Here is a 12976-nt window from a genome sequence, read left to right as displayed (position 1 = left end):
TAACCGCAGGAACTACTTCTTCTTGCCCTGGTTCTTGACTGCCTCGATGGCGGCGGCTGCCGCTTCGGGGTCGAGGTAGCGGCCGCCGGGGGTGGTCGGGGTGAAGTCGGCGTCGAGTTCGTAGTAGAGGGGGATGCCGGTCGGGATGTTGAGGCCGGCGATGTCGGCGTCGGAGATGCCGTCGAGGTGCTTGACGAGGGCGCGGAGGCTGTTGCCGTGGGCCGCGACCAGGACCGTGCGGCCGGTCAGGAGGTCGGGGACGATGCCGTCGTACCAGTACGGGAGCATCCGGTCGACGACGTCCTTCAGGCACTCCGTGCGGGGGCGCAGCTCCGGCGGGATGGAGGAGTAGCGCGCGTCCGAGGCCTGGGAGAACTCGGAGTCGTCCGGGAGCGGCGGCGGCGGGGTGTCGTACGAGCGGCGCCAGAGCATGAACTGCTCCTCGCCGAACTCGGCCAGCGTCGCCGCCTTGTCCTTGCCCTGGAGGGCGCCGTAGTGGCGCTCGTTCAGGCGCCAGCTGCGGTGGACCGGGATCCAGTGGCGGTCGGCGGCCTCCAGGGAGAGCTGCGCCGTGCGGATCGCGCGCTTCTGGAGGGACGTGTGGACCACGTCCGGGAGCAGGTCGGCGTCCTTCAGGAGCTCACCGCCGCGGACCGCCTCCTTCTCGCCCTTCTCGTTGAGGTTGACGTCCACCCAGCCGGTGAACAGGTTCTTCGCGTTCCATTCGCTCTCGCCGTGGCGGAGGAGGATCAGCTTGTACGGTGCGTCGGCCATGGGTCAGAGCGTAATCGACGTATTCGGGGCAGGGGGCGGGCGCCCTGAGGGCGTCCCACGGGGCGGACAGTTGACTGCATCTGTTAATTGAGTGGCTCAGTCGAGCAGCCAAATCGTAAGGTCCACGTTGCCTGTCCACCGCTTACTTCCTGCCCTGGGGGAACCATGTCGCCCGCCGCCCTGCGACGCGCCGTCCGGGAGTCCGTCTCCGGTCTGCCCCGCGAGTTCTGGTGGCTGTGGACCAGCACCCTCGTCAACCGGCTGGGCTCCTTCGTCGCCACCTACATGGCCCTCTACCTGACCCTGGACCGGGGCTACAGCGCCTCCTACGCCGGACTCGTCGCCTCGCTGCACGGGCTGGGCGGGGTCGTCTCGTCGCTGGGCGGCGGGGTCATGGCCGACCGGCTGGGACGGCGGCCGACGCTGCTCGTCGCCCAGAGCGCCACCGCCGGGGCAGTCGCCCTGCTCGGGTTCGTACGCGATCCCGTCTCCATCGCCGCCGTCGCCTTCCTCGTCGGCCTCGCCTCCAACGCCTCGCGCCCCGCCGTGCAGGCGATGATGGCCGACATCGTGAGGCCCGAGGACCGGGTGCGGGCGTTCTCGCTCAACTACTGGGCCATCAACCTCGGTTTCGCCGTCTCCTCCATGGGCGCCGGTTTCGTCGCCGAGGTCAGCTACCGCGCCGGCTTCCTCATCGAGGCCGGCATGACGGCCGCCTGCGCGGCGTTCGTCTTCGTCAAGCTGCCCGAGTCCCGGCCGGAGCGGACCGCCACGGAGATCACCCGCGAGCGCGAGGTCAGCCTCGGCAGCGTGCTGCGCGACGGGCGGTACATGTCCGTCGTGGGCCTGTCCTTCCTGGTCGCCGTGATCTTCCAGCAGGGGTCCGTCGGACTGCCGGTGGCGATGGGCGCGGCCGGGTTCTCGCCCGCCGACTACGGCATGGCCATCGCCGTCAACGGCGTGCTCATCGTGGTGCTCCAGATCCCGGTCACCCGGATCATCGAGCACCGCGACCCGCGCTCCCTGCTCGTGGTCTCCTCGCTCCTCGCCGGGTACGGGTTCGGGCTCACCGCGCTCGCCGGGTCCGTCGGGGTCTTCGCGCTCACCGTGTGCGTGTGGACGCTCGCCGAGATCGTCAACGCGCCCATCCAGACCGGGCTCGTGGTCCGGCTGTCGCCGGTGCACGGGCGCGGCAGGTACCAGGGCATGTACACGCTCTCCTGGTCCGCCGCCGCGCTCATCGCGCCGCTGATGTCCGGTGTCGTCATCGACCGCTTCGGGGCGGAGTGGCTGTGGGGCATGTGCGCGGCCGTGGGCACGGGGGCCGCCCTCGGATACGGCCTGCTCATGCGGCGACTGGGAGACGGGGCGGGGGGAGGCGCCGACGCCCTCCCCGGGGGAGACGCCCTCCCCGGGCGGGACGCCCTCGCCGTCGCCGACTCAGCCGCCTCAGCCGCCTCGGCCGCCCCGGCCACCCCTGCCGCCTCGGCCTCCCCGACCGCCTCGGCCGCCCCGGCCACCCCTGCCGCCTCGGCCTCCCCGACCGCCTCGGCCGCCCCCGTCACCCCGGCCGCCTCGACCGCTTCCGGCTGCGGCACCGGCCCCGGCGCCCGCTCCGGCCCCGGGGCGCCGGCCTGACGGTCGTGGTCGGGTGAGCGGTCCCGTCCGGTCGGCGCGATGTGATTCCTTCGGTCGGCCGAGCGGACGGCGGACGCGTCTCACGGGTGCATCCGGGCCCCCTTGAGCACCTTGTCCACGCCGTTGCGCGGCCCGTACACCGAGAGCCCCACCAGGTCCAGGTCAGCCGTGGGCACGGCCCGCACCGCCGCCCGGTTGTCGCGGTCGTTGCCGGTCGAGAACAGGTCCGCGGTGAACACGGCCCGGGGCAGCGCACGGCTCAGGGCCCGCTGGTGCGCCGCCTTCAGGGTCTCCTTCGTACCCTCGAAGACCAGTACCGGCTGCCGGAACATCGGCAGGTAGGCCACCCCGTCGGCGTCCTCGTACGGCTCCCCGACCACCTCGGGGACCGTCGCGCCCAGGCCGCTGACCAGGAACGCGGTGACGTTGAGGCGCTGCCAGGGCTCCAGGTCCGCGCGCAGCAGCACGGCGATCTTCGTGTCGAAGCGGAGGGGTTCAGTACTCATGGAAGGAGCGTGCCGACCGCCGTACACCCGCGTCTTGTACGTTCTTTGCATGGCCGCCCGGCAGCACGAGACACGGGAAGTGACCGCCTGGCGCCCCTGTGTACCGGGCGTCACCGAGGTCTTCCACGCGCGCTTCACCGAGTACGCGTATCCGATGCACGTCCACGACGCCTGGACGCTGCTCATCGTGGACGCCGGGGCCGTGCGGTACGACCTCGACCGGCACGAGCACGGGACACCGGACGACACCGTGACCCTGCTGCCGCCGCACGTCCCGCACAACGGCTCGCCGGCCACGGCGGACGGCTTCCGCAAGCGCGTGGTCTACCTGGACGCCACCGTCCTCGGCGACGACCTCATCGGCGCCGCCGTAGACGGTCCCGACCTGCGGGACCCGGTGCTGCGGCGGCGGGTGGGACAGCTGCACGCCTCGCTGGCCCGGCCCGGCGACGAGCTGGAGGCGGAGAGCAGGCTCACCCTCATCGGCGACCGGCTGCGCGGTCTGCTGCGCCCGGTCCCGGTGACGGACGTACCCGGCCGGCCCGACCCGGCGCTCGCCCGCACCCTGCGCGAACTCCTCGACGAGCGGGTCGCCGAGGGGCTCGTCCTGGCGGAGGCGGCACGGCTGCTGCACGCCCATCCGGCCCATCTGGTACGGGCGTTCAGCGGTGCGTACGGCATCGCCCCGCACCAGTACCTGATGTCCCGCCGGGTCGGCCGGGCCCGCGGACTGCTGCTCGACGGCGTGCCGCCGGGCGAGACGGCCGCCGCCACCGGCTTCTACGACCAGGCCCATCTCACCCGGCACTTCAGGAAGCTGGTGGGGGTCACCCCGGGCCGCTACCGGAACAGCGCCGACAGCCGCCCCGCCCTCTTTTAACCGACAGCCGGTCAACCCACGGCCGGTCACACCCCGCAGCCGGTCCGCCCCTGGCCAGGCGGCCCACAGCAGGTCCACCCCTGGTCAGGCGGTCGGGCGTTCGATCAGGTGGGTGAAGGCGTCCAGGTTCCGCGTCGACTCGCCCCGGGCCACCCGCCACGCGTGCTCCTTGCGGATCGCGGAGGCGAAGCCCAGCTCCAGGAGGGTGTTGAAGGCGCCGTCCGCCGCCTCCAGTACCTGGCCGAGGAGGCGGTCGATCTCGTCGGCGGTGACCGAGACGAGCGGGAGCCGGGCGGTGACGTAGACGTCGCCCAGCCGGTCGACCGCGTAACTCACGCCGTACAGCTTGAGGTTGCGTTCCAGGAGCCAACGGTGGACGGCGGGTTCGTTCTCGTCGGGGTGGCGGACGACGAAGGCGTTGAGGGAGAGGGAGTGGCGGCCGACCAGCAGGGAGACGGTGGTCCTCAGCTTGCGGGTGCCGGGGAGCTGCACGACGAAGTTGCCGGGCCCGGGGCTCTCCCACTCCAGTTCGGCGTCCTTCAGGACACCCTCGACGACCTGCGCGGCGCTGTCCACATCACCCATGGGCCGAGCGTACGCGACGGCGGTGCGACTGGGTCGCGGCCGTGTAGACCTCGGCCGTCGCCGCCGCCGAGGTGTCCCAGCCGAAGGACCGGGCGTGCCGGGCGGCGGCGCTGCCGAAACGGTTCGCCAGAGTCGCGTCGTCGGCGAAACGGCGCAGCACGCGCGCGTAGTCGGCGGGATCGTGGCCGCGTACCAGGAAGCCCGTCTCACCGTCCCGGACGGCCACCGGGAGGCCGCCGACGGAGGCCGCGAGCACCGGCGTACCGGCCGCCTGGGCCTCTATCGCCACCAGGCCGAAGGACTCGCTGTAGGAGGGCATGACGAGGACGGAGGCCGCCCGGAACCAGTCCGCGAGCTGCTCCTGGCCGACGGGGGGACGGAACCGTACGACGTCCGCGACGCCCAGCCGCGCGGCCAGCTTCTGGAGGCCCTCGGGCTTGGCGAGGCCGCTGCCGCTGGGGCCGCCGACGACGGGCACGACGATCCGGGAGCGGAGTTCGGGGCGCTCGTCGAGGAGCACGGCCACGGCCCTGAGCAGGATGTCGGGGGCCTTGAGCGGCTGTATGCGGCCGGCGAAGAGCGGGACGAGGGCGTCCGGCGGGAGGCCGAGGCGGGCGCGGGCGGCCGCGCGGCCGTCGGCGGGGCGGAAGCGGTCGAGGTTCACACCGGGGTGGACGACGGCGACCTTGGCGGGGTCGGCGGCGTAGTGCCGTACGAGTTCGTCGCGTTCCTCGGCGGTGTTGGCGATGAGGCGGTCGGCGGCGTCGACGATCTGGGTCTCGCCGATCACGCGGGCGGCGGGCTCGGGGGTGTCGCCGTCGGCCAGGTTGGCGTTCTTGACCTTGGCCATGGTGTGCATGGCGTGCACCAGCGGGACGCCCCAGCGCTGGGCGGCGAGCCAGCCGACGTGGCCGGAGAGCCAGTAGTGCGAGTGGACGAGGTCGTAGTGGCCGGGGCGGTGGCCGGCCCAGGCCTGCATCACACCGTGCGTGAAGGCGCACAGCTGGGCCGGGAGGTCCTCCTTGGCGAGTCCCTCGTACGGTCCCGCGTCGACGTGCCGGACGAGGACTCCGGGGGCGAGCTCGACGGTCGGGGGGAGGCCGCCGGAGGTCGCCCGGGTGAAGATCTCGACCTCGATGTTGATCGCGGCGAGGCGCTGCGCGAGCTCGACGATGTAGACGTTCATGCCGCCGGCGTCGCCGGTGCCGGGCTGGTGGAGCGGTGAGGTGTGCACGGAGAGCATCGCGACGCGGCGCGGGCGGCGGGACCGCAGGAGCCGGGTGGCGGCCGACGGTGAGCGGCGCCCGAGCCTGCTGGCGTACTGGCTCACGTGGCGGTCCTCCTTGTCGCGGGCATGCCGTCGGGAGGCGCCGGGGGCCCTCCAAGGGGATGCAACGCGGAGGGGTTCATTCCCATTCCGGGGGCGGCTGATTTTACCCACCCATTACCGATCATCGCTCAACCGTTCGATGACGGGATGCGTACGCCCCCGGGGCGGCATCCCCGCTTACCCTCGTACCCATGACAGCCCGCGCCGCCTCCCGCCCCGTGGGAACGGTGACGCGCGGGACCACCAACCCCAACCGGCTGCGCCGCATGGACCGCTGGATCGCGGCGACGCACGGCGCCGAGCTGCGCCGCGCGGCCGACCCGGTCGCCGTCGACCTCGGGTACGGCGCCGCGCCCTGGACCGCCGTCGAACTGCTCGGGCGGCTCCGGACCGTCGCGCCACGCGCGCGTGTCGTCGGGGTCGAGATCGAGCCCGCCCGGGTCGCCGCGGCGAAGCCGTACGAGCGCGAGGGGCTCACCTTCCGGCACGGCGGGTTCGAGATCCCGGTGCCCGCGCGGCCGTTGCTCGTCCGCGCGGCCAACGTGCTGCGCCAGTACGACGAGAGCGAGGTCGCCGCCGTCTGGGCGCGGCTGTGCGCGCGGCTCGCGCCGGGCGGGCTGCTGGTCGAGGGGACCTGTGACGAGATCGGGCGCCGGCACGTGTGGGTGGCGCTCGGGCCCGAGGGGCCGCGGACGGTGACGTTCGCGGCCCGGCTCGGCTCCCTGGAGCGGCCGTCGGACCTCGCCGAGCGGCTGCCGAAGGCGCTCATCCACCGCAACGTGCCCGGCGAACCGGTGCACGCGTTCCTGCGGGACTTCGACCGCGCCTGGGCGGCCGCCGCGCCCTACGCGTCGTACGGCGCCCGGCAGCGCTGGATCCGTGCGGTGCGGGAGCTGACGGCCGACTGGCCGGTGACGGACTCGGCGGCCCGCTGGCGCCAGGGGGAAGTGACGGTGGCCTGGGGGGCGTTGGCCCCCGCCGCCTGACGCGGCGCGGACCGGGGAAGGGGAGGCGGAGGCCGCAGGGCCGGGAACGGCCCCGGTGAGTCGTTCGTCACACATGGCGGCGAGATCGTCATGCTCGGGGGGAAACCGGGGAGGAACCCACCCGCTGTTACCTCTGTCGCTTTGCGGCGTGACATGGCACGATCCTCCACGTCCGTAAGTTACTGACGGTTAATCAGCTTTGGGGGGCCGCCCATGGGACCGGACAAGCGCACCGTCGTCCGTCCGGGCGGGCGCCGGATCCTGGCGACGGCCGTGACCGTGGTCTGCGCGGTGACCGCGCTGGCGGTGTCCGGCACGGCGTTCGCGGCACCGAGCCCCAGCCCCGCACCGAGCACCTCGGCCTCCGCCGGCTCCGCCGGCTCCTCGGGCTCCGCCGGCTCCTCGGGCTCCTCGGGCTCCTCGGGCTCCTCGGGCTCCTCGGGCTCCTCCGGCGCCTCAGCCGATCCCTCCCCCTCCGTGACTCTCGCGCCCGACAAGGACCTTGAGGCCGTCCAGGAGAAGCTGGACGAGCTGTACCACGACGCGGCCGTCGCCACCGACGCGTACAACGCCGCCGAGGAGGCGGCCCAGAAGCAGTCCGCGGAGATCGTCGAGCTGGCGAAGAAGATCGTGAAGGGCCAGCGGCGGCTGGACCGGCTGAAGGCGCAGGCGGGCCGCGCGGCCGCCGCCCAGTACCGCACCGGCGGACTGCCGGACACCGCCCAGCTGCTGCTGAGCGACAACCCCTCGGAGTTCCTGGACGGGGCCGGGCGGGTGCTCCAGGGCGAGCGGGCCGGCAAGGCGATGATCAGGGAACTGACCCAGACCCAGGACGACTTGAAGCAGTACGCGGCGGACGCGGCCGACCAGTGGGACAAGCTGGAGGCGGGCCGCAAGGCGAAGGCGGCCGCGAAGAAGAAGATCAAGCAGCGGATCGCCGCCGCCGAGACGCTCCAGTCGCGGCTGGAGAAGAAGCAGAAGGAGCGCCTCGCCGAGCTGGAGCGCCAGGCCGCCTACCAGGCGCAGACGGCCTGGCTGGACACCGGGATACTCGATGAGATCCACGGCAAGGCGTCCGCCGCGGGCAAGAAGGCGATCGCCTTCGCCACCGCCCAGATCGGCAAACCGTACGTGTGGGGCGCGGAGGGCCCGGACTCCTACGACTGCTCCGGGCTGACCTCACAGGCCTGGGCGAGCGCCGGGAAGCCGATCCCGCGCACCTCCGAGGAGCAGTGGAAGCAGCTCAGGCACGTCGACGTCAAGGACATGCGCCCCGGTGACCTGATCATCTACTTCGACGACGCCAGCCATGTCGCGCTGTACATCGGGGACGGCGCGATCATCCAAGCCCCGCGCCCGGGGCGGACGGTGTCGATCGGCGGCGCGGGGTCGATGCCGATCCTGGGCGTGGTGCGGCCGGACGCCTGAGCACCCGCACCACGGCGACTCCCTGAGCACCCGCACCACGGCGACTCCCCGAGCACCCGCACCACGGCGACTCCCCGAGCACCCGCACCGCGGCGACTCCCCGAGCACGCCCACCGCGGCGACTCCCCGAGCACGCCCACCGCGGCGACTCCCCGAGCACGTCCACCGCGGCGACTTTTGGGTGTGATGTACCTTTCGTGAGCTGTGTCATGTGACCGGGCGCACCCCAACATCCGCCCAAACCCCGGCGGCACGTGACCTTCGTCATTCCCGCGGGGCGGCCCTGCGCCCCAACTGCGGTGCGGCACTTGGCATATGACAGTGGCCTGAGACAGAGCGACGCGGCTCACACCATTCCGTTGCGGTGGGCACTACCGCTATGGTCCCCGTCGGGTGGGTCGAGGTCCCTCGCCCCACCATGCCCTCGGGGGGAGGGAAGGAACCCGACACGATGCCCGTACCCGTACCGCGGCAGCGAACGATGCCGGCCGTGGAGAGTGGTCAGGCGCAGGCCGCCGCGCCCGCACAGGGCGGCGGCCACCTCAAGGAAGAGGCCAACCGCACGGATGTCACCGCCCAGAACGGCGGCACCACTCTCACCCTGCTGCTGATCGAGGACGATCCGGCCGGTTCGCCGATCCTGCCCGAGCTGCGGGACGCGTCCGGCACCTCGATCCGCATCCGTACCGCCCGCAACCTCACCGAGGCCGAGCGGCTGCTGACCGACGACGTCCACTGCATCCTGCTGGACCTGGCGCTGTCGGCCCCGGGCTGCGCGAGCGCCGCCGAGGACGACGGCTCCGACGCCGACGAGCTCGCCGTGCTCAAGCACGTGCTCAGGATCGCGCCCCGGCACGCCGTGCTCGCGCTCACCGCCTCCGGTGACGCCGAGCGCGGCACCGAGGCCGTGCGCGTCGGCGCGCAGGACTACCTCTTCCGCGACGAACTGGACGGACGGCTGCTGAGCCGCGCCATCCGGTACGCCGTCGAGCGCAAGCGCTCCCTCGCCACCGAGCGCAAGCTCGCGGAGGGGCGGATGCGCGCCCAGGAGAACCGCCGCCTGGAGCGTGGCCTGCTGCCCACGCCCCTCCTGGACGGCTCCTCGCTGCGGTTCGCCGCCCGCTACCGCCCCGGCCGCTCCCGCGCGCTGCTCGGCGGCGACTTCTACGACACCGTGCGCACGCCCGACGGGACCGTGCACGCGATGATCGGTGACGTCTGCGGGCACGGGCCGGACGAGGCCGCGCTCGGCGTGGAGCTGCGGATCGCCTGGCGGGCGCTGACCCTGGCGGGGCTGTGCGGCGACGAGCTGCTCGGCACGCTCCAGGAGGTGCTGGAGCACGAGCGCTCCGACGAGGAGATCTTCGCGACGCTCTGCACGGTCGACATAGCGCCGGACGGACGCCGGGCCGGGATGTGCCTGGCCGGGCATCCGGCTCCGCTGGTCGCCCGCCCCGGGCGGCCGGCGGAGCTGCTGCCGTACGACCTCAACGGACCCGCGCTGGGGCTGCTGAAGGGGGCCCGCTGGCCCCGGACGCAGGTCGAGCTGGGTGCCGAGTGGAGCCTGATGCTCTACACCGACGGGCTGATCGAGGGCCGGGTGGGGGTGGGCGGCGAGCGGCTCGGGCAGGACGGGATGGTCGAGATGGTCCGCCGTCAGCTGGCCGCCGGACTGACCGGGGAGGCGCTGCTGCGGGCGGCGGTGAACGAGGTGCGCCGGCTCAACGGGGGCGAACTGACGGACGACGTGGCGGTCGTGCTGCTGGACCGGGGGGTCTGACCGGCCGCCCGCCCCCAGGGGGGGCTGTCGCCGGCCGGCTGCGGGGGCGGCCCGGGAGGTCAGCGGCCGCCGTTGTACGGGCCGTACGGGCCGTCGCTGCTGCTTCCGCGGCCGCGGCGGCCGAAGCCGCCTCCGGAGACCTGGCGGAGGGCGGGGCGGACGTCGACGAAGAAGACGATCGTGGCGACCAGGCCCGCGAGCTGGAGGAAGAGCATCGGGACCAGGAGGTTCACCGCGACGGTGACGCCGAGGATGATCAGCCAGAAGCCCTTGTTCTGCTTGCTGGCGGCCCGGTACGCGTCGTCGCGGAAGAGCGCGGCCATGACCAGGGCCACCACGGCCAGGACCAGCATGGCGAGGTAGAGCAGCCCCAGGAAGTTCGAGAAGCCCTGCATCAGCACAACGTCCACCACCCGATTCGGCTTGTTCCTACGCGTTCACCGTACCCGCTGGGGCGTTCCCGCTACACCGACAACGGGCCGGGCACTCCAGGAGTGCCCGGCCCTCGGCCGCTGACGTCCTGCCGGTCACCTGGTCACTTGGCCGGCGGGGTGGTCTTCTTGGCGGTCGCGGCCTTGCGGGGGGCCGGGGCGCGCTTCGCCGGGGCGGGCTTCTTCGGGGCGGCGGGCCTGGCCTCGGCGGCGGGCTTCGGCGCGGCAGCCTTCGCGTCGGTCTTCGCCTCGGCCTTCGGCTCCGCCTTGACCTCGACCGGCTCGGGCTTGCCCTCGACGGCGATGGCCAGTTCCTCGATCTCGTCCGCGGCGTCGCCGCGCCAGGTCTTCACGGCCTGCTCGCCGTGCTCGGCGACCTTCTCGTAGGTCTCGCGGGCCTTGACGGCGTACTCGGCGGCGACGCCGACCCCGCGCAGGGCGAGGTCCTGGGCGGACTCGCCGAGCTTCTTCAGGTCGCCGTCCAGGGAGACGATGAAGCCGTTGACCTTGGAGTGGAGGTTGTTCTGCGCCTCCTTGGCCTTGACACCGGCCTCCTTGGCACGGGCGGCGGCCTTCTCCTGCACGGCCTTCGGGTCGGTCCTGCGGACCGCGTCGATCCGGCCGGGGGCCTCGGAGCGCAGCTGCTCGACCAGGCCGGGGACCTTCCTGGCCTGCTGGAGGGCCAGGTCGGCGGTGCCGGCGGCGAAGTAGAGCGGAGTCGGGTCGCTGAAGGTCTTGCGCAGGTCGTCGGTGATGGCCATGGTGAGGGTCCTCCCGGATGCACGTTCGGCTGAGGGTCTGGTGGTCCGCGGCGCGGCGGCCGGCGCGCTTGGCCGGCTCATCCGGCCGTCCGCCGTGGACCGGTCTCGCTGTCTGCGTCACTCGCACCGCCGACGTCGTCGCCGGCGTCCTTGCCGGCGCCGACGGCACTGTCCGCGCCGTCCGTGCCGCTCACGCTCTTCTCCTCGCCGGGCCCGAAGCCGTTCTCTTTGCGGAACGACTCGTAGATCTGCAGCAGCACCTGCTTCTGCCGCTCGTCGAGGGTGGGGTCGGCGAGGATGACCCCGCGGGTCTCCACCTCGTTCAGATCCCGCTCGGCGTCGAGGATGCCGGCGCGGACGTACAGCGTCTCGGCGGAGATCCGCAGGGCCTTGGCGACCTGCTGGAGCACCTCCGCGCTCGGCTTGCGCAGCCCGCGCTCGATCTGGCTCAGGTACGGATTGGACACCCCGGCGGCGTCGGCGAGCTGCCTGAGCGACAGTTGCGCGTTGCGCCGCTGTTCGCGCAGGTACTCACCGAGATTGCCGACGTTGAGCGATGCCATGCCTCCACCTTGCCCCACCCCTGCTAACAATTGCAAGCACCTGCTTGCAAAAGTGTGCCGCACCCTACCCGGCCGGCCGAGCGGAGCCACGTCCGCGATCATGCCTCCCCGAGCACGGCCCGGCAGGACGACCACGCCGGTCGGCTCAACAACGGACGGAAACGGGTGAACAGGGTGAGGAGCGCGGAGCCCCAACGGGCCCGGAAGGACGGGTCGATGCGGGCGAGGTCGAGTTCGTTGGCGGCCGTCAGCTCGGCGAGGTCCCGGCGCAGCAGGGGGTCCGGCACATGGGCCTGTCCGGTGAACCGGTCCCGGACGGCACCGTCGGCCGCCGCGAGCACCGGGTAGGTGGCCTTCCGGTCGCAGGCGCCGTACAGGTACACGACGGCTTCGGCCTCGGCGCCGACGACCGCCGCGAGTTCGGCGCGGCGGTCCGGGGGCAGCAGGGCGGCGGGGAAGCCGTCGGTGCCGTAGAAGGCGTGGCAGAGGCCGGCGAGTTGCAGGGCGGGGCGGGCGTCCCACGCGGCGAGCTGTTCCTGGACCCGGAGGAGGTGGGCGAGGAGGGTGCCGCCGGGGTGGGCCGTCTCCTCGGCACCCAGCTCGCGCAGGAGGGCGACGGCTCGGGCGGTGCGGGAGGCGAGGGAGGCGAGGGAGGCGGAGGGGGCATCGGAGGCGGAGGAGGCGGAGTCGGAGGAGGGCGAGTCGGAGGAGGGCGAGGAGGGCGAGGAGGCCGAGGAGGTGCCGGAGACATCGGAGGCGGAGGGAGTCGGTGTGTCGGGCACGGGCGGGATCCTTTCGGGGGTCAGCGGTGGGCTGTCAGCCAGTGCTGGAGCGTGGTGAAGTCCGCGTCGGTCAGGCCGAACTCGTGGTCGACGCGGTGCAGCAGGGCGGGCCGGTGATGGTGGGTGGCGACCCAGGCGCGATCGGCCTCGGTGATCTCGTCGTCGATCCAGATGAACGGCCGTCCGTCCGCCCACTCCACCAGCGGCCGTGTCTTCCAGTGCAGCAGCGCGGGCGGGGCGTCCTCGTCCGGCCACTCCACGACGGGCAGCGGGGGCAGGCCCAGCCAGGGGGCCACGCAGGCGTTCGCGTCGTCCATCCAGGTGGTGGCCCAGACGAGGTCGCAGCGCAGGGCGGTGAGGCGGGGGCCCAGGGCGGGGTCGATGCGGGTGAGGAGGGGGTTGGGGTTCGGTGGGGCGGGGTGGGGGCCGTAGACCGGGTACGGGCGGTCGGCCGGGGCGCCGAAGGGGATGAGGGGGCCGTCGATGTCTAGGAAGAGGAGCATCGGGGACAGGATCACAGGGGGACGGGGCG

At 73.0% G+C, this 12976-nt stretch carries 14 protein-coding genes; 5 read left to right on the top strand and 9 right to left on the bottom strand.

What is annotated here, in order from left to right; translation table 11 throughout:
- Positions 1-12: 12 nt before the first annotated feature.
- Positions 13-774: a phosphoglyceromutase gene (locus ACZ619_RS36075; protein WP_469608261.1), complete on the bottom strand. Its 762-nt coding sequence runs from the start codon at positions 772-774 to the stop codon at positions 13-15.
- Between the two features lie 165 nt (positions 775-939).
- On the opposite strand from ACZ619_RS36075, the gene ACZ619_RS36070 reads away from it, so the two are divergent.
- Positions 940-2412, top strand: a complete 1473-nt coding sequence (locus ACZ619_RS36070) for an MDR family MFS transporter (RefSeq protein ID WP_469608260.1) — start codon at positions 940-942, stop codon at positions 2410-2412.
- An 80-nt stretch (positions 2413-2492) separates the two neighbouring features.
- Here ACZ619_RS36070 and ACZ619_RS36065 read toward each other — a convergent pair whose 3' ends face one another.
- A complete protein-coding gene (locus ACZ619_RS36065) occupies positions 2493-2918 on the bottom strand; it encodes a DUF2000 family protein (protein ID WP_469608259.1) in 426 nt (141 codons plus the stop codon).
- A 49-nt stretch (positions 2919-2967) separates the two neighbouring features.
- Here ACZ619_RS36065 and ACZ619_RS36060 point away from each other — a divergent pair, with 49 nt between their 5' ends.
- Positions 2968-3798: a helix-turn-helix domain-containing protein gene (locus ACZ619_RS36060; RefSeq protein WP_469608256.1), complete on the top strand. Its 831-nt coding sequence runs from the start codon at positions 2968-2970 to the stop codon at positions 3796-3798.
- 84 nt (positions 3799-3882) lie between these two features.
- Here ACZ619_RS36060 and ACZ619_RS36055 read toward each other — a convergent pair whose 3' ends face one another.
- Both ACZ619_RS36055 and mshA read right to left on the bottom strand, forming a co-directional pair.
- Positions 3883-4383, bottom strand: coding sequence for a type III secretion system chaperone family protein (locus tag ACZ619_RS36055; RefSeq protein ID WP_469608254.1), 501 nt, complete (start codon positions 4381-4383; stop codon positions 3883-3885).
- Positions 4376-5713 (bottom strand): D-inositol-3-phosphate glycosyltransferase, encoded by a 1338-nt coding sequence (gene mshA / locus ACZ619_RS36050; RefSeq protein WP_469608251.1) that lies wholly within the window; start codon positions 5711-5713, stop codon positions 4376-4378. The genes ACZ619_RS36055 and mshA overlap by 8 nt, the downstream gene beginning before the upstream one ends.
- Before the next feature lie 191 nt (positions 5714-5904).
- On the opposite strand from mshA, the gene ACZ619_RS36045 reads away from it, so the two are divergent.
- The 3 genes from ACZ619_RS36045 to ACZ619_RS36035 all read left to right on the top strand — a co-directional run bounded on the left by ACZ619_RS36045 (position 5905) and on the right by ACZ619_RS36035 (position 9907).
- Positions 5905-6699, top strand: coding sequence for a class I SAM-dependent methyltransferase (locus ACZ619_RS36045; protein WP_469608248.1), 795 nt, complete (start codon positions 5905-5907; stop codon positions 6697-6699).
- A 213-nt stretch (positions 6700-6912) separates the two neighbouring features.
- The gene (locus tag ACZ619_RS36040) at positions 6913-8127 is read left to right on the top strand and encodes a C40 family peptidase (RefSeq protein ID WP_469608245.1); all 1215 of its coding nucleotides are present in this window, start codon (positions 6913-6915) and stop codon (positions 8125-8127) included.
- A 451-nt stretch (positions 8128-8578) separates the two neighbouring features.
- Positions 8579-9907, top strand: a complete 1329-nt coding sequence (locus ACZ619_RS36035) for a PP2C family protein-serine/threonine phosphatase (protein WP_469608242.1) — start codon at positions 8579-8581, stop codon at positions 9905-9907.
- 59 nt (positions 9908-9966) lie between these two features.
- Here ACZ619_RS36035 and ACZ619_RS36030 read toward each other — a convergent pair whose 3' ends face one another.
- The 5 genes from ACZ619_RS36030 to ACZ619_RS36010 all read right to left on the bottom strand — a co-directional run bounded on the left by ACZ619_RS36030 (position 9967) and on the right by ACZ619_RS36010 (position 12947).
- Entirely contained in the window at positions 9967-10302 is a 336-nt protein-coding gene (locus ACZ619_RS36030) for a DUF2516 family protein (RefSeq protein ID WP_469608329.1), read from the bottom strand.
- A gap of 140 nt (positions 10303-10442) precedes the next feature.
- On the bottom strand, positions 10443-11099 hold the full coding sequence (locus tag ACZ619_RS36025) for a hypothetical protein (RefSeq protein WP_469608239.1): 657 nt from the start codon (positions 11097-11099) through the stop codon (positions 10443-10445).
- 77 nt (positions 11100-11176) lie between these two features.
- Positions 11177-11662, bottom strand: a complete 486-nt coding sequence (locus ACZ619_RS36020) for a helix-turn-helix domain-containing protein (RefSeq protein WP_469608237.1) — start codon at positions 11660-11662, stop codon at positions 11177-11179.
- A gap of 98 nt (positions 11663-11760) precedes the next feature.
- A complete protein-coding gene (locus tag ACZ619_RS36015; protein WP_469608235.1) occupies positions 11761-12444 on the bottom strand; it encodes a DUF6817 domain-containing protein in 684 nt (227 codons plus the stop codon).
- Between the two features lie 20 nt (positions 12445-12464).
- Positions 12465-12947 (bottom strand): HAD domain-containing protein, encoded by a 483-nt coding sequence (locus tag ACZ619_RS36010; protein ID WP_469608233.1) that lies wholly within the window; start codon positions 12945-12947, stop codon positions 12465-12467.
- Positions 12948-12976 lie beyond the last annotated feature (29 nt).

This window comes from Streptomyces sp. NPDC104367, assembly GCF_055583825.1.
The sequence above is the reverse complement of the archived record's forward strand: the minus strand, read 5'-3'. Positions and strand labels throughout refer to the sequence as shown.

What these genes read in the sequence shown, in the direction of transcription:
- ACZ619_RS36075 (WP_469608261.1), bottom strand. Translation starts at nt 774, where the DNA reads ATGGCCGACGCACCGTACAAGCTGATCCTCCTCCGCCACGGCGAGAGC.
- ACZ619_RS36070 (WP_469608260.1), top strand. Translation starts at nt 940, where the DNA reads ATGTCGCCCGCCGCCCTGCGACGCGCCGTCCGGGAGTCCGTCTCCGGT.
- ACZ619_RS36065 (WP_469608259.1), bottom strand. Translation starts at nt 2,918, where the DNA reads ATGAGTACTGAACCCCTCCGCTTCGACACGAAGATCGCCGTGCTGCTG.
- ACZ619_RS36060 (WP_469608256.1), top strand. Translation starts at nt 2,968, where the DNA reads ATGGCCGCCCGGCAGCACGAGACACGGGAAGTGACCGCCTGGCGCCCC.
- ACZ619_RS36055 (WP_469608254.1), bottom strand. Translation starts at nt 4,383, where the DNA reads ATGGGTGATGTGGACAGCGCCGCGCAGGTCGTCGAGGGTGTCCTGAAG.
- ACZ619_RS36045 (WP_469608248.1), top strand. Translation starts at nt 5,905, where the DNA reads ATGACAGCCCGCGCCGCCTCCCGCCCCGTGGGAACGGTGACGCGCGGG.
- ACZ619_RS36040 (WP_469608245.1), top strand. Translation starts at nt 6,913, where the DNA reads ATGGGACCGGACAAGCGCACCGTCGTCCGTCCGGGCGGGCGCCGGATC.
- ACZ619_RS36035 (WP_469608242.1), top strand. Translation starts at nt 8,579, where the DNA reads ATGCCCGTACCCGTACCGCGGCAGCGAACGATGCCGGCCGTGGAGAGT.
- ACZ619_RS36030 (WP_469608329.1), bottom strand. Translation starts at nt 10,302, where the DNA reads ATGCAGGGCTTCTCGAACTTCCTGGGGCTGCTCTACCTCGCCATGCTG.
- ACZ619_RS36025 (WP_469608239.1), bottom strand. Translation starts at nt 11,099, where the DNA reads ATGGCCATCACCGACGACCTGCGCAAGACCTTCAGCGACCCGACTCCG.
- ACZ619_RS36020 (WP_469608237.1), bottom strand. Translation starts at nt 11,662, where the DNA reads ATGGCATCGCTCAACGTCGGCAATCTCGGTGAGTACCTGCGCGAACAG.
- ACZ619_RS36010 (WP_469608233.1), bottom strand. Translation starts at nt 12,947, where the DNA reads ATGCTCCTCTTCCTAGACATCGACGGCCCCCTCATCCCCTTCGGCGCC.